This is a genomic window from Lentzea sp. HUAS TT2, assembly GCF_051853195.1.
GTDB lineage: Bacteria > Actinomycetota > Actinomycetes > Mycobacteriales > Pseudonocardiaceae > Lentzea.
The window spans coordinates 3,775,440-3,797,547 of the sequence record NZ_CP196667.1; the positions used below are offsets into that span (position 1 = coordinate 3,775,440).

Genomic DNA, 22,108 nt, shown 5'->3' on the forward strand with positions numbered 1-22,108 from the left:
TTGACCAATGGCAGAGATCGTTCTGGACAAGGTGACCAAGCGGTATCCCGACGGCGCTTTGGCCGTGCAGGAGGTCAACCTGGAGATCGCCGACGGCGAGTTCATCATCCTCGTCGGACCGTCCGGCTGCGGGAAGTCCACCACCCTCAACATGATCGCGGGGCTGGAGGACATCACCGACGGCGAGCTGCGGATCGGCGGGCAGCGCGTCAACGAGAAGGCGCCCAAGGACCGCGACATCGCGATGGTGTTCCAGTCCTACGCGCTGTACCCGCACATGACGGTGAAGGAGAACATGGCCTTCCCGTTGCGGCTGGCCAAGGTGGACAACGCGACGGTCGAGCGGAAGGTGAACGAGGCCGCGGAGATCCTGGATCTCTCGCAGCACCTCGACCGCAAACCGTCCAACCTGTCCGGTGGCCAGCGGCAGCGCGTGGCGATGGGGCGCGCGATCGTGCGCAACCCCAAGGCGTTCCTGATGGACGAACCGCTGTCCAACCTGGACGCCAAGCTGCGCGTGCAGATGCGCACCTCGGTGTCGCGGCTGCAGAAGCAGCTCGGCACGACCACGGTGTACGTGACGCACGACCAGACCGAGGCGATGACCCTCGGCGACCGGGTCGTCGTCATGCGCGGCGGTGTCGTACAGCAGATCGGCGCGCCGCAGTTCCTCTACGACCAGCCGGCGAACCTGTTCGTCGCGGGCTTCATCGGCTCCCCGTCGATGAACTTCGTGCCGGCGACGCTGGAGAACGGCTCGCTGCGGTCGATCCTCGGCGACGTGACGCTGACGGACCGGATCCGGCAGCTGCTGGAGGGTGCCGACGCGCCCCGCGAGGTGATCATGGGCGTCCGCCCGGAGCACTTCGAGGACGCGGCACTGGTCGACGCGGTCGCGTTGTCGGCCGGCGGCAAGTTCACGCACCAGGTGGACGTGCTGGAGTCGATGGGTTCGGACAAGTACGCCTACTTCAACCTCACGGGCGAGCAGGCGGCCTCGGCCGAGCTCCAGGAGCTCGCGGCGGACGCGGGATCGGACGACGTGCCGGGTGACGGCATCTCGCTCGTGACGCGGCTGTCCTCGGCCTCCGACGCGGTGGAAGGCGCTTCTTCGGAGATCTGGTTCGACGCGGACAAGGTGCAGCTCTTCGACCCGTCCAGCGGCAGGAACCTGACTTACACGGAACGGTGAATTCTCGTTTTCCGGGCCGCCTTTCCCTCGCGGGAAGGCGGCCCGCTTTTGTCACTCGATCGAGTGAGGGCTAAAGCCCCCGTGCACTTGGGACTGATTAGTCCGGCCCTATCTGCCCTGCCGAACTCGGTTCGCCATTGGGCGCTCGGCAGCGTCATCTCATCGAAACATGTTCTTCGCACCTCCGGAGAGTCCGCACGCTTGTCGGAGGCGGGTACAGGACCACAGGGGGGTTCCGGGTAACCGCCGCCGAGTGAAAGAGAGCGCGCAATGGGGATCCTGGACGGTAAAGCTGTCGTCATCACGGGGGCGGGCCGAGGGCTGGGCGAGGCCTACGCCATGCACGCCGCCCTCGCGGGTGCCTCCGTGGTGGTCAACGACAACGACGGTGACCTGGCAGAACGGGTCGCGGAGCACATCAGGGGGTACGGCGGCCGCGCCGTGGCCTCGAACCACACCGTCGCCGACCCGAGCGAGGCCGCCAAGATCGTCGACCTGTGCGTGGACGAATTCGGTCGTGTCGACGGTCTGGTGAACAACGCGGGCCTGAACTACGAGACCCTGCCGTGGGAAGACGACCCCGAGACGATCAAGCAGGTCGTCGAGGTGAACGTCCTCGGTGTCATCTATGTCGGAATCGCGGCGATGCGGGCGATGCGTGCCACCGGTGGCGGCTCCATCATCAACATTTCGTCCGGCGCGTCATTCGGCCAGCGCAAACTCGCGACGTATTCGGCGACCAAGGGCGCGGTGGCCTCGCTGAGCTACTCGTGGGCTCTCGATCTGGAGTCCGAAGGCATCCGCGTGAACGCCGTGTGCCCCGTCGCGCACACGCGGATGGTGTGGAAGTCGGAACGTTCCCTGCGCGCGATTCCGGCAGACCGGACGCCGGGCAAGGTGGCGCCGCTGGTGCTGTTCCTGCTCTCGGACCGCGCGGAGGGCATCACCGGGCAGGTCATCCGGTGCAACGGGCGGCAGCTGCACATCGTCGGCCAGCCGTACTTCAAGCAGCCGATCCTGGAGAGCGACAACTGGGACACCGCTTCGGTCGAGCGGGCGTTCACGGGCGTGTTGCAGGCGCACCTCGAACCGTACGGGCTGGAGAAGAGGATGCCTCCCCGGCTCCGTGCGCTGGTGGAGCCTTCGCAGACCGCCTGAGCAGGTGGGGGAGGCGTCGCTTGGTGCCCTGGGCGGCCCCTCCCTCACCGTGGTCAACTGTGGACTGTCGCGGTTGACCAGGTGCTAGCTTCCGCGCGTGGTCTCCCAGCTCCCTTCCTACGTCGGTGTCGACTTCGACGACCCCGAACTCATGAACACCGCCCACGCGTTGGTGTCCGGCGATCTCGCCTCCGCGCTCGACCTGCTCGCCGTCACCCGCGACGACCCGCACCGCCGCGAGCTCGTGCTCGACGTGCTCGGCGCGGCGGGCAACGCGGTGCTGCCGCAGTTGCTAGACGCGGAGGAAGAGCGGCCTGACGACGTGAACCTGTTGCTGTTGCTCGGCTCCGCCCAGTCCAAGGCGGCGTGGGAGTCGCGTGGTGCGGCGGGAATGGACCAGACGAGCGATGACCAGGTCGCGGGACTGTTGAAGTTCTCCCGCCGGGCCCACGAGACGCTCGGTCGCGCCGCCGCCCTGGATCCTGACGACGTCGCGCCGTGGGCGGCGATGATGTCGATGGCTGTCGGCGCGCCCACGCACCGGCGTGAGGCGGCGGAGGTCTACGAGGAAGTCGTGAAGCGGGTGCCGGACCTGGTCGGCGCGACGTTCCAGCGGCTGCACGCGTCTTGCAAGAAGTGGTACGGCAGCCACGAGGAGATGTTCGAGTTCGCCAGGGCCGGTGCCGCCGGTGTGCCGGACGGGCATCCGAATCTGGGGTTGATCCCGTCGGCGCACCTGGAGATGCAGCTGTACCTGGGCTGGAAGGGCAGTTTTCCGGTGCGGGTGTGGCAGGTCTTCACCAACTCGTACCTCAAGAAGCAGCGCGCCGAGGTCGATGCCGCGTCCGACCGCCTGCTCGCCGGCGCCGACGACCACCCGCGTTCCTTGTGGAGCCACCAGATTTTCGCGCTGTACTACTTCGACGTGTCCGCGAACGACAGGCTCGCCCTGCACATCGCCCGCAGCGGTGAACGCGCGTCGCAATGGCCTTGGGGCTATCGCGGTGACCATGTGGAGCAGTTCGAGCGGGCACGGGCACGGGTGGCCCAGGACGGGGCGTGAAGGTGGAGCCGCCTGCCTGACCTGACGACTACGTGGCGTTGATGAAGGCTTACGGCGCCGGGACGTTCGGGGACTGCCTGCTTCCGTGGAAGCTGTTGGATGTGGAAGCCGTTGGACGCAGAAGGCCTCGCGCATCTGGCGAAGGAGGCGCTCGCCGGCACGACACGGTCTTCGAACCGCTGGACTGAGCCGTCGATCACGCGTTGGGGCGTTCTGGTGACGTTTCCGCACGTCACACGGACGGCGGCCGAAATTGTCGGTGCCGCCTGTCACCATCGGGACATGGCCGAGCGCAAACCCAGAGTCACCGACTGGCGACTCGTCGTGCAGTCCCGGTTGGACCGGGTCCGCGCGGATCTGGCAGCGCTCGGCCCGTCCGACCCGGTCGATCCCGAGGGCGACGTGTGGCGCCGCACCGCCGAGGAGCAGGCCGCCGTGGTCGAGGCGATGCTCGGCAGCCGCGAGCCGTGGTGGCGCATGCTGCCGTCGTGGTGGTCGGGCTGGCACATCGAACGAGCCTGGCGCGCCCTGCACGAGGCCGAGGTGGCAACGATCTCGGCGGAGCGCGGGTTCCTGGGCCGGCTGCCGGGTCTGCAGGCGCGGGTGGCGCAGTACCTGGACGACGACGATCCGCGCCGCCGCGCCCTGGAAGCGTTGCGGCCGGGGGAGTTCACGCCCGCCGTCGAGCGCGCGATCGTGGTGGACGCCCTGCGCGCGGCCTACGACAACTCGGACTTCGCGCACGCCGGCTCCCGCGCGCTGCGCAACAAGCTGATCGCCGCGTCCCTCGTGCTGTTCGTGATCAACACGGTCCTCGGCGTCGTCGGCATCGTGAAGCCGGGCATCATCCCGCTGTGCGTTGACCCGAAGGAGAACGCGCTGCCGACGGTCTGTCCCGGCGGCACGGCGAAGGCGTCCGGTGTGGACGTGTGGCTGGTGCAGGTGCTCGGCTCGTTCGGCGCTGTGCTGGCCTCGGTGGTCTTGCTCTTACGTCGCCGGCCATCGCTCTCGCCGTACGTGATGATCGGCTACCAGGCGTTGATCAAGATCATGCTCGGTGCGGCACTGGCGGTGGTCGGCATCCTGGCGCTCGGGGCAGGGGTCACCAGCGGGCTGATCGGCATCCCGTCGGCGGCGGCCCTGCTGTTGTGGGCGGTCATCTTCGGGTACGCGCAGCAGATCGGCACCCGGCTGCTCGACAAGTACACCGACGAGGTGCTGGACCAGGCGCGGCCGTTGCCGGACGCGGACGGGCCGCGGGTGGCGCCGCGGTGAGCGTGCCGACCAGGCCGGTCAGCCGCGGCTCGTGCGCCCGTGCGTGCGGGTCTCCTCCCGCACGGCGTTGATCACCTCCGCGTCCCACCGGTGCGTGCGGATCAGCCGGTACCGCTCCGCCGCCACCCACATGTACGCCTCGGTCTCGGTCCGGTCGCCGATCATGTCCGCCTGCCGCAGCATCGCCACGACCGGCTTGTACTCGTCGGCGTACCAGCGGCGCGCCACCTCGGCGCGGTCCAGGTACTGGCCGGTGTCCTGCATCAGCCGGAACCCCCACGCCTCGACGTGCTCGCCGAGCTGGGCATACCCCCACGGGTCGGACAGCACCACGGCGGCGCGGGCCTCGCCGCCCAGTGGCACGCGCTCCAGGAACAGGCGCCGGTAGTCCTTCACGATCAGGTCACCGCGGTAGCGGATGCCGGAGGAGTTGATCCGGGTGATCACCTGCGTCACGTACGCGTCGATCGTCTCCAGGCCCAGCGCGTGCGCGACCGAGACGCGGTGGTGGCCGTCGATGATGAAGTGCAGCTCGCCGATCCGGTACACCTCGATCGGCGGCACGCTCTCGCCTCGGCGCGCGGCCAGGGCCAGTCGCTGCCAGCGTTCGCGGACGCGGCCGGACGTGGGGCGGAAGCGGCGGTCGAAGTCGCGGGTGCGGTCGACGCTGCCGACGATCGAGTCCAGGCGGATCGACTGCAGGCCCAGGCGCTTCTCCGACGCCATGCCGAGCGCCTCCACGACCTCGTGGAACGGCAGCATGATGTTCACGTCGTCCGGCTCGCGGCGCAGCCAGGTCGCGAGGCGCGACATCACCTGGCGGCGGCGGGCCCGCAGGAAGTCGCTCTCCGCGTCGGCCACGGGGAAACCGGTGTCATGTCTCATCGCGACCTCCCGAGATGTCGAGCACCTTCTGCGGAACCACGTTGATCACGCGCGTCGTGCCCAGCGCGCGGTCCGGCCGTGGATGACCGTGCGGATGAATGTGGCCGTGCAGCATGAACGAAGGCTGCAGCCGCGTGACAAGCCCTCGTAAACACTCGAAGCCGCGGTGCGGCGCGTCGGGCTCGTCGCCGCAGTCGAGCGGCGGTGAGTGGGTCAGCAGCACGTCCACGCCACGTCCGTCCCGCAGCCTGCGCCATCCGGCCAGCCGGGACACCCGGCGGGCACGGCGGGCCTGCTGCCGTTCCGTCCACTGGTTCGGGCCCTTGTTGTAGCGGATCGAACCACCGAGACCGGCGATCCGCAGGCCGGCGACGTCGACCACACGTTCGTCCGCGTTCACCGCACCGGCTGGACCTGGCCAGCGGACCGGCACGCCCGCCTTGGTCCACAGGCCGCGCACGTTCGAGTAGCCCGACAGGTCGGTGTCGTGGTTGCCGGGCACGAACACGAGCGGCTTGTCGAGGGCGTTCGCCAGGTGTTCCAGGTAGTCGAACGGCAGGTCACCCGCCGCGAGGATCAGGTCCACGCCGGCGTGCTGGTGCACCTGATCGGTCCACAGCTGTTCGACCACCTCGTCCGCGACAGCCAGAATCCGAGCCATCCCAGCACTGTAATGAGGACTTTCCCCACATGACGGGCGGCAGCGCTGCCATTAGCGTGAGCACCGTGCTTGCCGAGCTGTTCGCCGCGGCCGCCCACGGATGCCGCGACCGCAGTCCGCTAACTCAGCGACTCCTCACCGACGCCGCCGACGACCTCGCGCGCGGCGGCGTCACGACGCAGATCATGGCGGGCTCCGAACGCGACCGGGAGGGCACCGTGCCCGGGCTGCGGTTCGCGGGCGCCGTCCACCGGCTCGTGCTCGAAGGGCGCGCACCGGCCCTCGCGAAGCACTACCCGTCGGTCGGCGGCCAGCCGAACCTGCCGATGCTCTGGGAGGACGCGCTGCCCGCGCTCACCGAGCACGCGGACGTGCTGAGGCAACGCGTCCTGGCCACGGTCGTGCAGACCAACGAACCCGGCCGCAGCGCTCCCCTCTACGGCGGCCTGATGGTCGCCGCGCAGGAGGCCGCGAAGGCCGCGGGCAGGCACGTGCCGTTCTGCGTGCGGCTGCTGGAGATCGGCGCGAGCGGCGGGCTCAACCTGCGCCCGCACCACGTCGGCTACCAGCTGGAGGACACCGTCCTCGGCGACCCGGACAGCCTCCTGGTCCTCGACCCGCAGTGGACCGGCAGGCCACCCGCGGACCTGGGCCACCGGCTGCGCGTCGTCGGCAGGGCCGGCTGCGACCTCAGCCCGGTCGACGTGTCCACAGAGGACGGACGACTGCACCTGAGCTCGTTCGTCTGGGCCGACCAGCTGGACAGGTGGAACCGGCTCAGGGACGCGCTCGACCTCGCCGCGACCGACCCCGTCCCCGTCGAGCGGTCGGCCGGCCCTGAATGGCTCGCGAGACAGCTCGCCCGCGCCGAACGGGACGTGCTCACCGTCGTGTGGCATTCGGTGGTGTGGCAGTACGTCTCGCCGGCCGACCGCGCGATGGGCAGGTCCGTCCTGGCCGACGCCGCCGCGAAGGCGACACCCACGACACCGTTGGCACTGCTGGTCTTCGAGCCGCGCCGCGCGGACGACGACTACCGGTTCGAACTGCTGCTCAAGCTCTGGCCTGCCGGGATCTCGCTGAACCTCGGCCACGGCGCCGGCCACGGCACGCCGTTCACCTGGAACGTCACCCCCTGGGAGTGACGACCGGGTTCACCACGTACCGGCCGTCCTGCATCTCCACGGGCAGGCGGAACTCCGCGCGGATGCCGTCGTGCGTGTACTCCACGACGACGGCGCCGTCGCGGTAGACGCCACGTTCCACCTGTGCGGTCTGGAACTGGTCCGCGGTCGTCTTCGCGACCTCTTCCCCGCCGACCGCCAGCAACGGCTCCAGCCGGTGGAAGTCGTGTGCCCGCAACGCGGTCGTCACCTCGGAGGCGAGCTCGTCCGGTGACGCGGCTCCCGGTGACGGCCAGACCGCGATGGAGACGAACACCATCACGAGCCAGCCGATCGGGAACACCAGCAGCCAGAACCGGAGGTTCGTCAGCCGCGCGAACACGTCAGGGCGTCCCGCTGATGAGCACGAACACGGTGGTGATCCAGCAGAGCAGGAACGCGAGGATCCAGAAGCGGATGTTGGTGAGCATTCTGGTCATGACAGGGCCCTTCTACAACGAAAAAAGCGGGCGAAACCGGGACTAGAGCCAGCGATTTCGGCGCAGTATTCGGTAGAGCGTCAGGCAGGCGATCAGGACCAGACTCATGATCAGCGGGTAGCCGAACTTCCACTTCAGCTCGGGCATGTAGTCGAAGTTCATGCCGTACACACCGACGACCATGGTGGGCACGGAGATGATCGCGACCCACGAGGTGATCTTGCGCATGTCGGTGTTCTGCTGCAGCGTGATCTTCGCGAGCGTCGCGTCGACCAGCGTCGTCAGCAGTTCGTCGAACGCGGTGACGCGCTCGGAGACCTCGGTGAGGTGGTCGTCGACGTCGCGGAAGAACGCGCGCACCTGCTCGGGGATGAGCGGCGTGTAGCCCTCCGCCAAGCGGCGCAACGGGTTCGCGAGCGGCATGACCGCGCGGCGCAGCTCCACGACCTCGCGCTTGAACATGTAGATCTGCTCCGCGCTCACCTCGGTGCGCGGCGCGAAGACCCGTTCCTCCATGCGGTCGATGTCGTCCTCGATGTGGTCGGTGACCTCGAGGTAGTTGTCGACCACCTGGTCGGCGATCGCGTGCATCACCGCGGACGGGCCGATCTCCAGGCGCTCCGGGTCGGCCTCCAGCACGTGCCGCAGCTTGGACAGGCCGGAGTGGTTGCCGTGCCGCACGGTGATGACGAAGTCCTTGCCCAGGAACACCATGATCTCGCCGGACTCGACGATCTCGTTGGCGGCGTCCGGGTGCTCGTTGGTCACGTAGCGGACGGTCTTGAAGACCATGAAGAGCGTGTTGTCGTAGCGCTCCAGCTTCGGGCGCTGGTGCGCGTGCACCGCGTCCTCGACAGCGAGCTCATGGAGGCCGAACGTCTCGGCGATGCCCTCGATCTGCTCGGCGTCCGGCTCGTGCAGGCCGATCCAGACGAACCCGTCCTTGCGCTTGCGCACCTCTTTGACGGCGTCGGTGTGCGTCCAGCGACCGGGCAAGCGCTTGCCGTCCACGTACACCGCGCAGTCGACCACGTAGTGCGACAACGGCACGGCGATGTGCGGCGCAGGGCGCTGCTGGGCGCCGCGTCCGCGGATCGAGGGCAGGCTGGGCATGGTGGGTTCCTCCAGGTACACACGCCGGCGTGAACGTGCTGATGCACGACGGGCGTCCTGACCGGTGGAACGGAACTCCTAGATGGATCTAGAAAGCCACCTCGGTGAGGACGCGCTTGGTACTGGCAGGGTGGGGGTCCTTGCTCATTTCGGGGTCCTCACCTCCTAAGGGCGAAAGGCACGGGTGGTGGAAATCCTCACACACCGGTTGCCGAGGGTACTCCCTCCGCGTAAAGACTGTCTCCCCACCTGAGTCAGATCTCGATCACACGTAGTTGGAGGCGCGGTGCAGTTCGGTCGGTACTACGAGGAGTTCGAGGTCGGAGCGGTCTACAAGCACTGGCCTGGCAAGACGGTGACGGAGTACGACGACCACCTGTTCTGCCTGCTCACGATGAATCACCACCCGCTCCACATGGACGTGAACTACGCGGAGAACACGACGGACTTCGGCAAGAACGTCGTCGTCGGCAACTACATCTACTCGTTGCTGCTGGGCATGTCCGTGCCCGACGTCTCCGGCAAGGCCATCGCCAACCTGGAGATCGAGTCGCTGCGGCACGTGAAGCCGACGTTCCACGGTGACACGATCTACGGTGAGACCGAGGTGCTCGACAAGACGCCGTCCAAGTCGAAGGACGACAGGGGCGTGGTCTACGTGGAGACTCGCGGTTACAAACAGGACGGCACGGTCGTGTGCATCTTCAGGCGCAAGGTCATGGTGCCGAAGCAGTCCTACGGTGACGCTCGCGGTGGAGAGCAGCCGGGACGCCCTGAACCCAAGGAGTGAAGTGACTTCTCTGGATCTGGCACAGCAACGTCTGCGCGCGTTCGCCGAGGAGGCGGCGCCCATCTCGCCGCTCTACGAGCACCTCGCGTCGCGTGCCGCCGCCGATCCGGAGGTCGCCGACCTGCTGACCGCCGCCAGCGAGGACAACGCCACGGGCGAGCTCCTGCTGGCGGCGGCGCACCGGCTGGTGCAGGCGGAGCCGTTCCACCAGCTCTCGAACTACTACCCGTCGCTGGGCGGGACGTACGGCGCGGACGAGAGCACCTGGCCGTTGTTCCGGGACTTCGTGCTGGAACGCGGCGACCGGATGCGGACCCTGGTGAGCACCCAGGTCATCCAGACCAACGAGGTGCGGCGCGCCGCCCTGCTCTACCCGGCCGTCGTGGCCGCGGCGAAGCAGGCGGGCGGGCCGATCGGGCTCGTGGAGGTCGCGACCACGGCCGGGCTGCTGCTCGGGCTCGACCAGTACTCGTACCGCTACCAGACCGCGGAGGCCGGGCAGCTCGTCGCCGGGCCCGCGAAGGCCGCTCTCGGGCTGCACTGCGCGCTGGAGCTCGCTCCCGGCGCGGTGCTGCCGAAGCTGCCCAAGACGGTCAAGGTGGCCGCGAAGGCCGGCATCGGGGTCGCGCCCGCCGACCTGGCCGACGAGGACGCCTACGCGTGGCTGGAGGCCTGCGTGTGGGCCGACCAACCGGAACGGCTGCGTCTGTTCGGGGTGGCGTGCGGAGTGCTGCGCAAGAACCCGCCGCGCATGGTCACCGGCGACCCGGTCGCGGACCTCGCGAAGGCGGTCGAGCCGATCGACGCGCCGCTCGTGGTGATCTCGAGCGGCTCCGGGCTCGACCTCGTGCCTGCTTTGTCGGCTTTGGGCAGGCCTGTCTGGTGGGCCGCGCACGAGGCCGGTGAGCTGCGGCTCATCCGTGTCGGTGACGCAGGCGTGGAGACGACCACTCTGGCCACCACCGAGGCCCACGGGCAACGTCTCGTTTGGCGTTGAGCACGGGCCACGAACGCGTGAACCCTGATCAGGCCCTGGGCAGGCAGTTCCACTGGGAGAGCGCTTCCACCAGCCCGTCGGTGGTCGGAAGTGTGGTGAAGGTCGCACCGTCGACCCAAGCGACATCCGATGCGTCGTCGCCCGCTCGGAGCACACCCGACGTGACCTGGCATTCGTAGTCGAAGATCAAGAAAACCCCGTTCGGGGCCGGTCGCTCCACGTGGCCGACGAGCCGTCCGACGGTGACGGAGAGTCCCGTCTCCTCCAGCAGTTCCCTAGTCACGGCAGCCTCATCCGTCTCACCTGGCTCCACGCGCCCGCCTGGTATCGACCACATGCCCTCACCAGGCGGATTGGCGCGTCGCACGAGCAGTAGTCGCCCATTCGAGTCATGAACGACGGCTCCGACACAACGGATGGTGCGCTTGCTGCTGCCCGTCACGATCACGAAGCGTAGTCACACCGGAACGGCGGTGCTGTCCGCTACCCCGGCTGCGGTACAAATCTCCCAAGGTGCTGAATCGTGCTGTACAACGGTCACGAACGGCGCCAAACGGGTGCGACGCGGACGGGGTGGACACCGTGAACTTGAAGAAAATTCTCACTTTCGCTGGAATCGCCTTGCTGCTCTTCTTCTTGATCGCGGAGCCCCAGCAGGCGGCCCAACTGGTCCAGAACATCCTCAACTCGCTGCGGACCGCGGCTGAGGCTCTGATCACGTTCGTGCGCTCCGTCTTCTAGGCTTGCCCGGTACACCGGCTACCCAACGGGTGGCCGGTGGCGCAGGATGGACAGGGCAGTGCCTGGTACCAGGAAGGGCTGGTAGCGCATGTTCGCACCACGTGATCCGGACGACTACCTGCTCCAGAGCGAGCGTCGGGTCATCCGTGTGCGCAGGCACTGGTCCTATCTGATCTGGGACGTCCTGGAGGCGGCGGCGCTGCTCGCCGGCTTCATGATGATCTCGTACCTGCTCCCGGCCAACGCGGGCGTGATCCAGAACGTGCTCTGGTACGGGGCGCTGCTCGTCCTGCTGCGGGTCGCCTACTTCATCATCGAGTGGTGGGTGGAGCGCATCGTCGTCACCGACAAGCGCTTCATGCTGACGTCGGGCGTCTTCGAGACCAAGGTCGCGATGATGCCCATCACCAAGGTCACCGACCTCACCTACGAGCGCACCGTGACCGGACGCATGTTCGGCTACGGCACGCTCATCGTGGAGTCGGCAGGTCAGATCCAGGCGCTGAACCGCCTGGAGTTCCTGCCGAACCCCGAAGAGGTCTACGACGCCATCTCGGAGCTGACCTTCGGCGACAAGAAGGCCCAGGCCGAACGCTTCTCGATGATCAAGGCCCAGCGCGCGGCGCGCGGCAAGAAGATGGTCCCGTAACACCGGACGTTCGCCACGTCGTCCACACTGGACGACGTGGTCATCGATCTGCACACCCATTCGTCCGAGTCCGACGGCACCGACAGCCCCGCCGACCTGGTGAGGGCGGCGTCCCTCGCGGGGCTCGACGCGGTGGCGATCACCGACCACGACACGGCGGCCGGGTGGGCGGAGGCCGAGGCGGCGCTGCCGTCCGGCATGCGGCTGGTGCGCGGCGCCGAGCTGTCGTGCTCCTCCGCCGATGGCTTCGGCCACACCATCACCGTTCATCTGCTGGCGTACCTGTACGACCCGACGCACGCCATGCTGATGAAGGAACAGTCGCGCCTGCGTGAGGAGCGGCGTTCGCGGCTGCAGAAGATGGCCGAGATGATGCAGGCCGACGGCTTCCCGATCGACCCGGTCGACCTGATGTCCCGCCTGCCGTTCGACGCGCCGGCCGGACGCCCGCACCTCGCCCAGGCCCTGATCCGCGCCGGTGTGGTGACGTCGGTCGACGAGGCGTTCGCGACGTTCCTGACCGGCGGCCAGTACTACGTGGGCCGCACGGACACCCCCGTCGAGCGCGCGATCGAGATGATCACCGAGGCCGGCGGCGTCACCGTGCTGGCCCACCCCTTCGCCCGTTCCCGCGGCCCCGTCGTCGCGGCCTCCGTCGTGCGCGACCTGACCTCCGCCGGCCTGGCCGGCGTCGAGGTGGACCACCCGGACCACGATCCCGAGACGCGGCACTCGTTGCGCCTGCTGGCCGACGAGCTGGGCCTGGTCGTCACCGGGTCGAGTGACTACCACGGCACGAACAAGACGGTGCGGCTCGGCGCGGAGACGACGGCGCCGGAGATGCTGGATGCTCTGGCCGAGAGGGCGACGGGCTGCAAGATCCTCGTGGGATAGGGCGGTGTTGCTGTGTTCAACCTGCGGCTCTTCATCGAGGCGTCGATCACGCTGTTGGTGATCATGGACCCGCCCGGCACGGTGCCGGTGTTCCTGGGCCTGGTCGGCCGCAAGTCGCGCGAGGCCCGCAAGCGGGCCGCGCGGCAGGGCGTGCTGGTGTCGTTCCTGGTGATCACGCTCTTCGCCGTGGCGGGCAACTCGATCCTGGCCTACATGCACATCGGCATTCCCGCCCTGCAGGGTGCGGGCGGGCTGCTGCTGTTGCTGATCGCCCTGGACCTGCTGACCGGCAAGGGCGCGACGAACCACCCCGAGGTCGAGGACGTCAACATCGCCCTGGTGCCGTTGGGGACGCCGCTGCTGGCCGGACCCGGCGCGATCGCCGCGACGATCGTGTTCGTGCGGCAGGCGGGTGGGGACTGGGGTTCCTACTTCGCTCTCGCCGCCGCGATCGTGGCCGTGCACCTCGTGCTGCTGGGGACGCTGCGGTCCGCCGGGTTGCTGATCAAGGTGTTCAAGGAGAGCGGCATCCTGCTGATGGCCAAGATCGCCGGTCTGCTGCTGGCCGCGATCGCCGTGCAGCTGGTGGCGTCGTCGGTGGCCGGGTTCATCGCGTCCGGGGTCTAAGCACCTGACCGGAATTCCTGTCCGAAACGACGGACTACACCCCACCCCGAACTTGAGCGTGCCCGGCTCAAGTCTAGAACCGCACGCGGGGACCTTTCGTACTGTCAGAGCACACGCGGGGACCCCGCGTACCGCAAAAAGGGCGTGCCGGGCCCCTTGTGACTCATCGGGCACCGGACCCGACGGGCTGGGGACAAACTTCTGGCCAGGTGCTTAGCGCTCGATTCGTGCTGTGTCGCCGTCGATGATGATCGGGCGTTCGATCAGGCTCGGGTTGGCGACCATGTGCGCGATCCACTGGGCGCGGTCGTGTTCGAGGGTCTTGGGGTAGGCCGCCTCTTTGGTGCGGGCGATCTCCCAGGGCTCTTTGCCGAGCAGCTTGAGGACGTGGTCCAGCTCTTCGGCGGTGGGCGGGGTGTCGAGGTAGCGGCGTTCGGTGTAGTCGGCGCCGGCTTCGTCGAGGCGTTGCTTGGCGGCTCGGCTCTTGGAACAGCGCGGGTTGTGCCAGATCTCCATGCGGCGAAATGTAGCGAGTTCGTGCCGGTCGTCCGGTCAACCGCCGGTGCCGAGTTCGGCGGAGCCCAGTTCGGCACCGGCGATTCGGCCGGACGACCGGCTTCCCGACGAACGAGCCGCCCTCTGCGGAGCAGGGGCGAACCAACACTGTCAGGGGTGCTGAGTAACTTGGTTGGGGTGGAACAACTCGGCTTCGACTTCGGCACCGCGGCACCCCGCCGGCTCGTGCGCGTCACGCCCGCGAAGCTGTCGACGTGGACGAGCTGTCCGCGCCGCTTCCGGATGACGTACCTCGACCGTCCGTCGCCCCCGCGCGGCGGTGCCTGGGCGCACAACACGCTGGGCGCCGTCGTGCACAACGCCCTGAAGGCGCTGTTCGACCTGCCGCCCGACCGCCGCACGCCCGACCAGGCCGTGGCGCTGCTGAACCGGCAGTGGAAGTCCGAGGGCTTCAAGGACGTCGACCAGGCCACCGAGTACCGCACGCGGGCCCAGCGCTGGGTGCACGACTACGTGACGTCGCTGGACGTCGACTTCGAGCCGCTGGGCGTCGAGCGCTGGGTGTCGTCGCCGACCGACCGGATCGTGGCCGAGGGCCGGGTCGACCGCATCGACTACCGCGACGGCGAGCTGGTCATCGTCGACTACAAGACCGGGCGGCACGTGCTGACCTCGGACGATGCGCGCGGGTCGCAGGCACTCGCGCTGTACGCGCTGGCGGCGCGCCGGACGCTGCGCAAGCCGTGCCGCAGGGTCGAGCTGCACCACTTGCCGTCCGGGTCGGTGGCCGTGTGGGAGCACACGGAGGAGTCGCTCGCGCGGCACGTGAAGCGGGCCGAGGAGGCCGCGGACGAGATCGACCTGGCCACCGAGACGCTGAAGGCCGGTGGGGACCAGGAGGTCCTGTTCCCGCCGGTGACGGGGCGGCAGTGCCAGTGGTGCGACTTCCGGCGCAGCTGTGCGGAGGGGCAGGAGGCTGCGCCTCCGCTGGACCCGTGGGCGCTGCTGGCTCCGTAAGGGTGTCCGGAGTGCGGCTTTTGCCGTAGCCGGCGTGGAGGCGGCTGGGTCATGCCTGCCCGCGCACCTCTTGCCCCGTAGGGTGGCTGGAGTGGACGTGGAAGCAGCAAAGCGGCCCTCGCGGACCTTCGGATTCCTGCGCGCCGTGAGCGGTGTGCTCGCGGTGGGCATGGTGCTGCTCGCCCTGGGGAACATCGGCGTCCAGTTCTACGCGAACTCCCGTGATCTGCCGGGGCCCGGCACGTTGTCGGTCGTCGCGCATGTGGTGGCGGCGTTGCTCGTGGTCGGCGGGCAGATCGTGGCCGACCGGTACGCGGACTGGAAGGCGCCGGTCGCCTCGCTGGCGGTGCTGGTCGTGAGCGGCGCGACGCTGTGGACCTTCTGGTGGGCCTAGAACGCGGTGGGGACCGGGAGCTCTTCAGGCCGTCGCGGTGTCGCTGCGGATGAGGCCGAGGCGCAGGGCCGCCATGAGCGCCTGGGAGCGGTTCGACGCGTGGAGCTTCTCGTAGACGCGTGAGACGTAGGTCTTGGCCGTCGAGGGCGAGACGAACAGCATGCGCGCGATGGTCGGAATCGAGAAGCCGTCGCTGAGCAGGCCCAGCACCTCGTGTTCGCGCGGGCTGAGGAGCAGGCGGCCGGTGGACTGACGGCGGGCCATGGCGTCGGCGAGGCCCGACGCGGTGAACGAGGCCGCCGCCACGTAGGCGTGCCGGATGGCGCAGGTGATCTCCCCGACGGGGGCGTCCTTGCCCACGAACGCCGACGCGCCGTTCTCCATGGCCCTGAAGAGGACGTCGTCCTCGCCGTGCGACGTCAGGATCACGATGCCGAGGGCGGGGTGGCGGTCGCGCAGGTCGCGGGCCAGCCTCAGGCCGTCACCGTCGGGCAGGCCGACCGCCACAGTGACCACGTCCGGGGAGTGCGCCGCGATGACGGCGGGAGCCTCGGCCGCCGTGCCCGCCTCCGCGACCACCTTCAGGTCCGTGTAGGTGACGGCGAGCATGGTCAGGCCGAAGCGGGTGAGCGCGTGACCGTCGACGACGACAACCCGGATCTCCATGAGCTGTCCCCTCTCCTTGAAGGTTCATCCCGCATGTCGCTCCAGACGTATCAATTGGTTACACCGAAAGGACCAACAGAGTCGTCGGTCCTGAGTGGACAGGGACTTAGAGATTCATCAGCACGCGCGCGATGCTGATCGCGCCAGGCCCGATGATGATCACGAACATGGCCGGGAAAAGGCATGTGATCAGCGGGAACAGGATCTTCACGGGGACCTTCTGGGCCTGCTCCTCGGCACGCTGGCGGCGGCGGAGCCTCATCTCGCGGGCCTGTTCGCGCAGCACGGCGGCGATGGGGACGCCCAGCTCGCCCGCCTGAGCCAGTGCCGAGACGAACGAGCGGAGCTCGGCGACCGTGGTGCGCAGGGTCAGCGCCCGCAGGGACTCGTTGCGGGACTTGCCGATCTGCATCTCCTGCAGCACGCGGGCGCACTCCTGGGCGAGCGGGCCCGAGGTGTTGCGGGCCACCTGGGCGAGAGCGGCGTCGAAGCCCAGGCCCGCCTCCACGCACACGGTGAGCATGTCGAGGGCGTCGGGCAGGGCACGGCGGATCTTCTCCTGGCGTTTCTGGCCCGCGTTGAGCAGCAGCAGGTCGGGCAGGAAGAAGCCGAACACAGCGCCGGCGACGAGGCCGATGACCAGCAGGCCCACCGAACGGGCGCCGAGCAGGCCACCGAGGGCGGCGCCGAGAAGGAGACCCAGGCCCTTGGCTGCCAGCACGCGGTCAGGGGTCCACCTGGCGGGGTTGCCTGCGAGGTCCAGGCGGCGTTGCAACCCCGCCGCGACGCCCGCCGGCGACAGCCGCACCGCGATCGAGCGCAACCAGCTGGGCGAGACGACCGCGTCCGGCGTCGAGGAGACGGCGGCCGAGTAGCTCGTCTCGATGAGCGCGAGGGAACCGGCGGCGGTGGCGCGTGGTTTGAGGACGACGGCGGCGGCTCCGAGGAACACCGCGAGCAGCAGGCAGCCGATCCCTAGGTACAGAGCCATATCACACCTCCACGCGCACGAGTTTGCGCATCCACAGGGAACCGAGCACGACCAGCACGGCGGCGCACGCGAGCATCACGATGCCGATCAACGTCGTGTAGAGCGGCTGCATGTACTCCGCGCGGAACCAGAACAGGAATGCAGCCAGGAAGATCGGCAGTCCTATCAGGACGTACGCGGACAGGCGGCCTTCGGCGGACAGCGCGCGGACGTGGCGACGGGTCTGGGAGCGGTCGCGCATGGTGGCGACGGTGTTCATCAGCACCTCGGCGAGGTTGCCGCCGACCTGGCGCTGGATGCGGACCGCCATCACCACCCACGCGAGGTCGGCGCTGTGCATGCGCGCGGCCACGCGGTCGAGCGCGTCCTCCAGCTCGGCGCCGATGCGGGTGGCGGCCAGCGCGCGGGAGAACTCGCCCGCGGTGGGCTGGGTGTCGTCGCGCACGACGGCGTCGATCGCCTGGGCCAGCGAGAAACCGGACCGCAGTGAGCTCGCGACCAGCTGCAGCACGTCCGGGAGCTGGTCGGTGAACGCGGCCCGGCGCTTCGAGGTCCTGGCCCGCACCACCAGCGCGGACAGCAGCCAGCCGAGCAACGCGCCCAGCGGCACGCCGATCCACCACGTCGTCGGCAACGTCAGCAGCGCGGCGAGGGCGGCACCGGCGCAGACCCGCAGCAGGGTCCACTCGGCGGGGCCGGCCTTGATCCCCGCCAGGTCGAGCCGGTCGGCGAGACGGGCGGCACCGTCGTCGCTCATCACCCGCCGGGTCCACACGACGGCAGTCTGGGCGGCCTGGCTTTCCTCCTGCACAACGGGTTCCTGCGTGCCGTAGTGCTCCAGGTGCCGTTCGAGCCTGCGGCCTGCAGCCGAACGACGCGGCGTCAGCAGCATGACCACGACGAGGAACACCGCCAGGAACGTGCCGGCGATCAGCACCCCGGCCGCCCAGTTCCGCGCGGGAGCCGGTGTCAGGACGACCGGCGCAGGCGCGGCGGCGGGCGTCGTGACCACGGCGGGCGCGGTGGTGGAAGGCACGGCCAGGGCGGCGAAAGCGGCGGCCAGAGCGGGAGCGTCGGAGGCGGTCAGCAGACGCCCTCCCGCCGCCGCGGCGATCCGGCGCAGGGAGTCGTCGCTGTACTGGAACCCGATCACGTCGGTCGGCACACCGGCGGAGGCGACGGCTGACACCGCGTTGTCCACAGTGGACTTCGACACCGTGTCCTCGCCATCGGACACGACGACCATCCGCCGTTCGTCGACCCCCTGCAACGCCGACAGCCCGACCGGCACCGCGTCGAACAACGACGTGTCGCCCTTGGCCTGCAAGCGGTCCAGCGCCCCGGAGAACGCACTCCGGTCCACGGTGGGCGCCAGCACCAGCGAAGGCTGCGACGAGAACGCGACGAGCCCGACCTGGACGTCGGCGGGCAGCCGCGACACGTACGTGGAGATCGCCTGCCGGGCGACCACGATCCGGTCCGGTGCCATGGACCCGCTGGTGTCGAGCAGCACGACCACCCCGCGAGTCGGTGCGGCGACGGCGAAACCGCTGAACGCGAACGTCAGCAGCACGCCGGCCAGCAAGCAGGAGATCAACCGGTTCATCGCGGACCACCCCCGAACAGGTGCGGCGGAACGTCGATCCCGCGGTCCCGCAACCGTTCCACGAAGTGCGGCCGCAGCCCGGTCGACCGCAGGGCGCCCCGGTAGACACCGTGCTCGTCGACCCCGGCGTGGAAGTCGAACGTGAAGATGTCCTGCAGCGTCACGATCTCGCCCTCCATCCCGACGACCTCGGTGATGTGCGTGATCCGCCGCGTGCCGTCCTTGAGCCGCGACTGGTGCACGATCAGGTCGATCGCGGACGCCATCTGTTCGCGGATCGCCCGCGCCGGCAGGTCCACGCCCGCCATCAGCACCATCGTCTCCAGCCGGGACAACGAGTCGCGTGGCGAGTTGGAGTGCACGGTGGTGATCGAGCCGTCGTGGCCGGTGTTCATGGCCTGCAACATGTCCAGCGCCGCGCCGTCGCGGACCTCGCCGACGATGATCCGGTCGGGCCTCATCCGCAACGCGTTGCGCACCAGGTCCCGCACGGCCACCTCGCCGCGCGACTCCACGTTCGGCGGCCGGGCCTCCAGGCGCAGCACGTGGTCCTGGCGCAGCTGCAGCTCGGCGGCGTCCTCGATGGTGACGATCCGCTCGTCGGCGGGCACGAACGACGACAGCACGTTCAGCGACGTCGTCTTGCCGGAGCCGGTGCCGCCGCCGATCAGGATGTTCATCCGCCCGTGCACGCAGCACTGCAGCAGGTACGCCGTCGCGGGCGTGAGCGTGCCGAACCCGACGAGGTCGTCGACCGTGAACGGGTCGGCGGCGAACTTGCGGATCGTCAGCACCGAGCCGTCCAGCGCGATGGGCGGCACCACGGCGTTGACGCGGCTGCCGTCGGGCAGGCGGGCGTCGACCATCGGAGAGGCCTCGTCGACCCGGCGGCCGACCTTGGCCACGATCTTGTCGATGGTCCGGCGCAGGTGCGACTCGTCCGCGAACGCCACGGGCACCGGTTCCAGCCGCCCCGCGCGTTCGACGTAGATCTGGTCGAACCCGTTGACCATGATCTCCGAGATGCCGGGGTCGCGCAGGTAGGGCTCCAGCGGGCCGTGGCCCAGGATCTCGTCCAGCACCTCGAGCGCGACACGGGCGCGGTCGGCGTTGGTCAGAGGTGTCTCGTCGCGCTCCAGCACGGCTTGCAACGTCTGGCGGACACGGGTCTCCAGCTCGCGCTGGTCGAGGTGCGCGTCGTAGAGCTTGGGTCCCAGCACCTCCAGCAGACCCGCGTGCACGCTGCGCTTGACCTCGGCGAACGGGTCGGCGGTGCGGGCCTGACGGCGCACCTGCGGTGTCGGCGAGGACGATTCCCGTTGGGCGGCGATGCGGTTGGCGAGGCTCATCGGAACCACCTCTTCGAGGACCTGGAGGCCACCACGGGTTCGGCGAGCACGTGTTCGCGGGCGAACCGCGAGACGGCCTCGCTGACGGGGTGCCGGGGCAGGTCGAGGACGATCGGGTTGCCCTTGTTGACCGAGATCGGGACGTCCCTGCTGGACGGCACGTGGGCGCGGATGTCGCTGCGCACCACGCGTTCGACGTCGTCCATCGAGAGCCCGACCTTCGAGTCGGACCGGTTGAGCACGATCGACCGGATGTCGTGCGCGTACGACAGCAGGTCCAGCATGTCCAGCGTCACGCGCAGGTTCTTCAACGCCGGCACGTCCGGTGTGGTCAGCAGGACGTGGTGGTGCGAGGCGTCCATCGCGGCCAGCACGTGCTCGCTGAACGCGGACGGCGTGTCGACCACGACGAAGTCGAACATCGTCGGCAGCACCTCCAGCAGTTCGCTGACGAGCGTGGCCGGGATCCGTTCCGCGTCACCGGGTTCGACCGGCGCGAGCAACGCGCTCAGCCCCGGCCGGCACGCCGTGAGCAGCGACGACGCACCCGCGGCGTCGACGTGGCCGACCATCCCGAGCCCGTGCACGACGGTGCGGACCGGCTCGGCGCGCAGGCAGATGCCGACGTCGCCGAACGCGAGGTCGAGGTCCACCAGGCACACCGACCGCTCACCGCCGGCGGCGAGCACCGCGGCCAGGTTCACCGCCAGCGTCGTCTTGCCGCACCCGCCCTTCGCGGCGAACACGGTGATCACCTGACCGTGCGCGCGTTCGTCGTAGCGGGGCAGTGGAATCCCGGTGACCTGGGCGGACAGCGCCCTTGACCGCGTGCAGGCGTCCACCAGCGCCGCGAGGTCGTCCCGTGCGACGACCTCCCGCACACCGGCGCGCAGCGCACTGGTCAGCACCACGACGTCGAGCACGTCGCGCAGCAGCACCACGCCGGCCGAAGGACGTTCGACCCGCAGGCCCGCGGTGAACGCCAGCGCCTCGTCCAGGTCGGCGGCGGAACCGACGACGACCAGGGTCTCGGCGGGGTCGGCGGCCAGCAGCCGCGAGGTCTCGCCCAGGGTCGCCGCGATGCGGACGTCACCGCCGAGCGCGGGGGAGAGCTGTCCGGCGAGAGCGGCCGGTTCGCACAGGATCGTCATGGCACGCCTCAGTTCCCGAACAGGGTGCGGTTGTCGACGCCGGGTCCCGGCGCGATCTCGGACTTGCCGCCGAGCAGCGCGAAGTAGAGCGTTCCCGTCTGCTGGCCGTGGATCAGCTTCTCCGCGTCCGCCTGCTTCACCGCGACCGTGACGATCGCCTTGCCGACGTCGCCGTCCTCCGCCGCCTTCTTCTCGTCGACGACGGAGAGGACCTCGAGGCCGGTCAGCAACAGCCGGGTGGACTGGTTTCGTTCGTACTGCTTGGAAAGACCGTCGCCGGACGGGGTGTTTCCCTGGCCGTCCGCCACGGTGAAGGTATCGAACACCGCCACCTTCGAGCCCTTCTGGACCAGCCCGCCCGCGCGTTGCCAGGCCTCGGTCGGCACGGTCACCGCGATCATGCCGTCCGGGATCGAGATCCCCTTGGCCAGCGAGGCCTGCTCGGTGAACAACGCCTTGGTGAGCAGCTGGCCCTCGGCGATGTCCGACGACGTGACGAGCGCGGCCACCGAGGAGTCCACTTCGGACAGCGCGTTCGCCGGAACGCTGCTCTGGGGCATCTTCTGCTGCTCGACGAGGTCCTTCAGGGACTCGGCGCCGGTGCCTGCCGGGATGCGGTCCTTCGCGACGAGCACGGTGACGGCCTGCTGGCCCGCGATAGCGCGGGAGTCGGCGCTGCGGACGTAGAGGAACACCCCGGCGCTGCCGCAGACGGCCAGCAGCACCGCCAGGATGATGATGAGTGCGCGGTTCTTCATGACGACTCCTGG

The 22,108-nt window shown here is 69.2% G+C and carries 25 protein-coding genes; 13 read left to right on the plus strand and 12 right to left on the minus strand.

What is annotated here, in order from left to right:
- Positions 1-7: 7 nt before the first annotated feature.
- The 4 genes from ACSHWB_RS19080 (at position 8) to ACSHWB_RS19095 (ending at position 4,688) form a co-directional block, all read left to right on the plus strand.
- Positions 8-1,192 (plus strand): ABC transporter ATP-binding protein, encoded by a 1,185-nt coding sequence (locus ACSHWB_RS19080; RefSeq protein WP_439663355.1) that lies wholly within the window; start codon positions 8-10, stop codon positions 1,190-1,192.
- A 270-nt stretch (positions 1,193-1,462) separates the two neighbouring features.
- Positions 1,463-2,350 (plus strand): SDR family NAD(P)-dependent oxidoreductase, encoded by an 888-nt coding sequence (locus tag ACSHWB_RS19085; RefSeq protein ID WP_439663356.1) that lies wholly within the window; start codon positions 1,463-1,465, stop codon positions 2,348-2,350.
- Positions 2,351-2,447: 97 nt separating this feature from the next.
- The gene (locus ACSHWB_RS19090) at positions 2,448-3,413 is read left to right on the plus strand and encodes a hypothetical protein (protein ID WP_439663357.1); all 966 of its coding nucleotides are present in this window, start codon (positions 2,448-2,450) and stop codon (positions 3,411-3,413) included.
- Between the two features lie 282 nt (positions 3,414-3,695).
- Positions 3,696-4,688, plus strand: a complete 993-nt coding sequence (locus ACSHWB_RS19095; protein WP_319980181.1) for a hypothetical protein — start codon at positions 3,696-3,698, stop codon at positions 4,686-4,688.
- Between the two features lie 18 nt (positions 4,689-4,706).
- On the opposite strand, the gene ACSHWB_RS19100 is transcribed toward ACSHWB_RS19095, so the two are convergent.
- Positions 4,707-5,573, minus strand: coding sequence for a chromosome partitioning protein ParB (locus ACSHWB_RS19100; RefSeq protein WP_439663358.1), 867 nt, complete (start codon positions 5,571-5,573; stop codon positions 4,707-4,709).
- The gene (locus tag ACSHWB_RS19105; RefSeq protein ID WP_439663359.1) at positions 5,563-6,234 is read right to left on the minus strand and encodes a metallophosphoesterase family protein; all 672 of its coding nucleotides are present in this window, start codon (positions 6,232-6,234) and stop codon (positions 5,563-5,565) included. The genes ACSHWB_RS19100 and ACSHWB_RS19105 overlap by 11 nt, the downstream gene beginning before the upstream one ends.
- Before the next feature lie 56 nt (positions 6,235-6,290).
- Here ACSHWB_RS19105 and ACSHWB_RS19110 point away from each other — a divergent pair, with 56 nt between their 5' ends.
- On the plus strand, positions 6,291-7,379 hold the full coding sequence (locus tag ACSHWB_RS19110) for a DUF2332 domain-containing protein (RefSeq protein WP_439663360.1): 1,089 nt from the start codon (positions 6,291-6,293) through the stop codon (positions 7,377-7,379).
- On the opposite strand, the gene ACSHWB_RS19115 is transcribed toward ACSHWB_RS19110, so the two are convergent.
- Both ACSHWB_RS19115 and corA read right to left on the minus strand, forming a co-directional pair.
- Complete coding sequence (locus tag ACSHWB_RS19115; RefSeq protein WP_439663361.1) at positions 7,363-7,740, minus strand: hypothetical protein; 378 nt, start codon at positions 7,738-7,740, stop codon at positions 7,363-7,365. The two genes, ACSHWB_RS19110 and ACSHWB_RS19115, sit on opposite strands and share 17 nt — an antisense overlap.
- Positions 7,741-7,879: 139 nt before the next feature.
- Positions 7,880-8,950 (minus strand): magnesium/cobalt transporter CorA, encoded by a 1,071-nt coding sequence (corA, locus tag ACSHWB_RS19120; protein ID WP_360037599.1) that lies wholly within the window; start codon positions 8,948-8,950, stop codon positions 7,880-7,882.
- 286 nt (positions 8,951-9,236) lie between these two features.
- Here corA and ACSHWB_RS19125 point away from each other — a divergent pair, with 286 nt between their 5' ends.
- Positions 9,237-9,740 (plus strand): MaoC family dehydratase, encoded by a 504-nt coding sequence (locus ACSHWB_RS19125; RefSeq protein ID WP_396423530.1) that lies wholly within the window; start codon positions 9,237-9,239, stop codon positions 9,738-9,740.
- A 1-nt stretch (position 9,741) separates the two neighbouring features.
- Positions 9,742-10,737 carry a DUF2332 domain-containing protein gene (locus tag ACSHWB_RS19130; RefSeq protein ID WP_439663362.1) on the plus strand — a complete coding sequence of 332 codons (996 nt, stop codon included), beginning with the start codon at positions 9,742-9,744 and terminating at the stop codon, positions 10,735-10,737.
- Positions 10,738-10,765: 28 nt separating this feature from the next.
- Here ACSHWB_RS19130 and ACSHWB_RS19135 read toward each other — a convergent pair whose 3' ends face one another.
- Positions 10,766-11,179 (minus strand): NUDIX hydrolase, encoded by a 414-nt coding sequence (locus ACSHWB_RS19135; RefSeq protein ID WP_439663363.1) that lies wholly within the window; start codon positions 11,177-11,179, stop codon positions 10,766-10,768.
- A 140-nt stretch (positions 11,180-11,319) separates the two neighbouring features.
- Here ACSHWB_RS19135 and ACSHWB_RS19140 point away from each other — a divergent pair, with 140 nt between their 5' ends.
- The 4 genes from ACSHWB_RS19140 (at position 11,320) to ACSHWB_RS19155 (ending at position 13,648) form a co-directional block, all read left to right on the plus strand.
- Positions 11,320-11,478: a hypothetical protein gene (locus ACSHWB_RS19140; RefSeq protein ID WP_169746024.1), complete on the plus strand. Its 159-nt coding sequence runs from the start codon at positions 11,320-11,322 to the stop codon at positions 11,476-11,478.
- Positions 11,479-11,566: 88 nt separating this feature from the next.
- Positions 11,567-12,127: a PH domain-containing protein gene (locus tag ACSHWB_RS19145; RefSeq protein ID WP_439663364.1), complete on the plus strand. Its 561-nt coding sequence runs from the start codon at positions 11,567-11,569 to the stop codon at positions 12,125-12,127.
- A 36-nt stretch (positions 12,128-12,163) separates the two neighbouring features.
- The gene (locus ACSHWB_RS19150) at positions 12,164-13,021 is read left to right on the plus strand and encodes a PHP domain-containing protein (protein ID WP_439663365.1); all 858 of its coding nucleotides are present in this window, start codon (positions 12,164-12,166) and stop codon (positions 13,019-13,021) included.
- A 12-nt stretch (positions 13,022-13,033) separates the two neighbouring features.
- A complete protein-coding gene (locus tag ACSHWB_RS19155) occupies positions 13,034-13,648 on the plus strand; it encodes a MarC family protein (RefSeq protein ID WP_439663366.1) in 615 nt (204 codons plus the stop codon).
- Between the two features lie 213 nt (positions 13,649-13,861).
- On the opposite strand, the gene ACSHWB_RS19160 is transcribed toward ACSHWB_RS19155, so the two are convergent.
- Entirely contained in the window at positions 13,862-14,164 is a 303-nt protein-coding gene (locus tag ACSHWB_RS19160; RefSeq protein WP_439663367.1) for an ArsC/Spx/MgsR family protein, read from the minus strand.
- 177 nt (positions 14,165-14,341) lie between these two features.
- Here ACSHWB_RS19160 and ACSHWB_RS19165 point away from each other — a divergent pair, with 177 nt between their 5' ends.
- Both ACSHWB_RS19165 and ACSHWB_RS19170 read left to right on the plus strand, forming a co-directional pair.
- Positions 14,342-15,181 carry a RecB family exonuclease gene (locus ACSHWB_RS19165; protein WP_439663368.1) on the plus strand — a complete coding sequence of 280 codons (840 nt, stop codon included), beginning with the start codon at positions 14,342-14,344 and terminating at the stop codon, positions 15,179-15,181.
- Between the two features lie 97 nt (positions 15,182-15,278).
- Positions 15,279-15,575, plus strand: coding sequence for a hypothetical protein (locus tag ACSHWB_RS19170; RefSeq protein WP_439663369.1), 297 nt, complete (start codon positions 15,279-15,281; stop codon positions 15,573-15,575).
- Positions 15,576-15,599: 24 nt separating this feature from the next.
- Here the strand turns inward: ACSHWB_RS19170 and ACSHWB_RS19175 are convergent, their stop codons facing one another.
- From ACSHWB_RS19175 to cpaB, 6 genes are all read right to left on the minus strand, one after another.
- Positions 15,600-16,241, minus strand: coding sequence for a response regulator (locus ACSHWB_RS19175; protein WP_439663370.1), 642 nt, complete (start codon positions 16,239-16,241; stop codon positions 15,600-15,602).
- Between the two features lie 106 nt (positions 16,242-16,347).
- Complete coding sequence (locus ACSHWB_RS19180; protein ID WP_439663371.1) at positions 16,348-17,232, minus strand: type II secretion system F family protein; 885 nt, start codon at positions 17,230-17,232, stop codon at positions 16,348-16,350.
- Position 17,233: 1 nt separating this feature from the next.
- Positions 17,234-18,838 (minus strand): VWA domain-containing protein, encoded by a 1,605-nt coding sequence (locus tag ACSHWB_RS19185; protein WP_439663372.1) that lies wholly within the window; start codon positions 18,836-18,838, stop codon positions 17,234-17,236.
- Complete coding sequence (locus ACSHWB_RS19190; RefSeq protein ID WP_439663373.1) at positions 18,835-20,187, minus strand: CpaF family protein; 1,353 nt, start codon at positions 20,185-20,187, stop codon at positions 18,835-18,837. The genes ACSHWB_RS19185 and ACSHWB_RS19190 overlap by 4 nt, the downstream gene beginning before the upstream one ends.
- Entirely contained in the window at positions 20,184-21,338 is a 1,155-nt protein-coding gene (locus ACSHWB_RS19195) for an AAA family ATPase (protein ID WP_439663374.1), read from the minus strand. Before ACSHWB_RS19195 ends, ACSHWB_RS19190 begins: the two co-directional genes overlap by 4 nt.
- An 8-nt stretch (positions 21,339-21,346) precedes the next feature.
- A complete protein-coding gene (cpaB, locus tag ACSHWB_RS19200) occupies positions 21,347-22,096 on the minus strand; it encodes a Flp pilus assembly protein CpaB (RefSeq protein ID WP_439663375.1) in 750 nt (249 codons plus the stop codon).
- Positions 22,097-22,108: the final 12 nt, after the last annotated feature.

Coding starts and splice junctions, on each gene's coding strand:
- ACSHWB_RS19145 (WP_439663364.1), top strand. CDS start 11,567: ATGTTCGCACCACGTGATCCGGACGACTACCTGCTCCAGAGCGAGCGT.
- corA (WP_360037599.1), bottom strand. CDS start 8,950: ATGCCCAGCCTGCCCTCGATCCGCGGACGCGGCGCCCAGCAGCGCCCT.
- ACSHWB_RS19175 (WP_439663370.1), bottom strand. CDS start 16,241: ATGGAGATCCGGGTTGTCGTCGTCGACGGTCACGCGCTCACCCGCTTC.
- ACSHWB_RS19080 (WP_439663355.1), top strand. CDS start 8: ATGGCAGAGATCGTTCTGGACAAGGTGACCAAGCGGTATCCCGACGGC.
- ACSHWB_RS19085 (WP_439663356.1), top strand. CDS start 1,463: ATGGGGATCCTGGACGGTAAAGCTGTCGTCATCACGGGGGCGGGCCGA.
- ACSHWB_RS19105 (WP_439663359.1), bottom strand. CDS start 6,234: ATGGCTCGGATTCTGGCTGTCGCGGACGAGGTGGTCGAACAGCTGTGG.
- ACSHWB_RS19100 (WP_439663358.1), bottom strand. CDS start 5,573: ATGAGACATGACACCGGTTTCCCCGTGGCCGACGCGGAGAGCGACTTC.
- cpaB (WP_439663375.1), bottom strand. CDS start 22,096: ATGAAGAACCGCGCACTCATCATCATCCTGGCGGTGCTGCTGGCCGTC.
- ACSHWB_RS19190 (WP_439663373.1), bottom strand. CDS start 20,187: ATGAGCCTCGCCAACCGCATCGCCGCCCAACGGGAATCGTCCTCGCCG.
- ACSHWB_RS19185 (WP_439663372.1), bottom strand. CDS start 18,838: ATGAACCGGTTGATCTCCTGCTTGCTGGCCGGCGTGCTGCTGACGTTC.
- ACSHWB_RS19180 (WP_439663371.1), bottom strand. CDS start 17,232: ATGGCTCTGTACCTAGGGATCGGCTGCCTGCTGCTCGCGGTGTTCCTC.
- ACSHWB_RS19160 (WP_439663367.1), bottom strand. CDS start 14,164: ATGGAGATCTGGCACAACCCGCGCTGTTCCAAGAGCCGAGCCGCCAAG.
- ACSHWB_RS19195 (WP_439663374.1), bottom strand. CDS start 21,338: ATGACGATCCTGTGCGAACCGGCCGCTCTCGCCGGACAGCTCTCCCCC.
- ACSHWB_RS19095 (WP_319980181.1), top strand. CDS start 3,696: ATGGCCGAGCGCAAACCCAGAGTCACCGACTGGCGACTCGTCGTGCAG.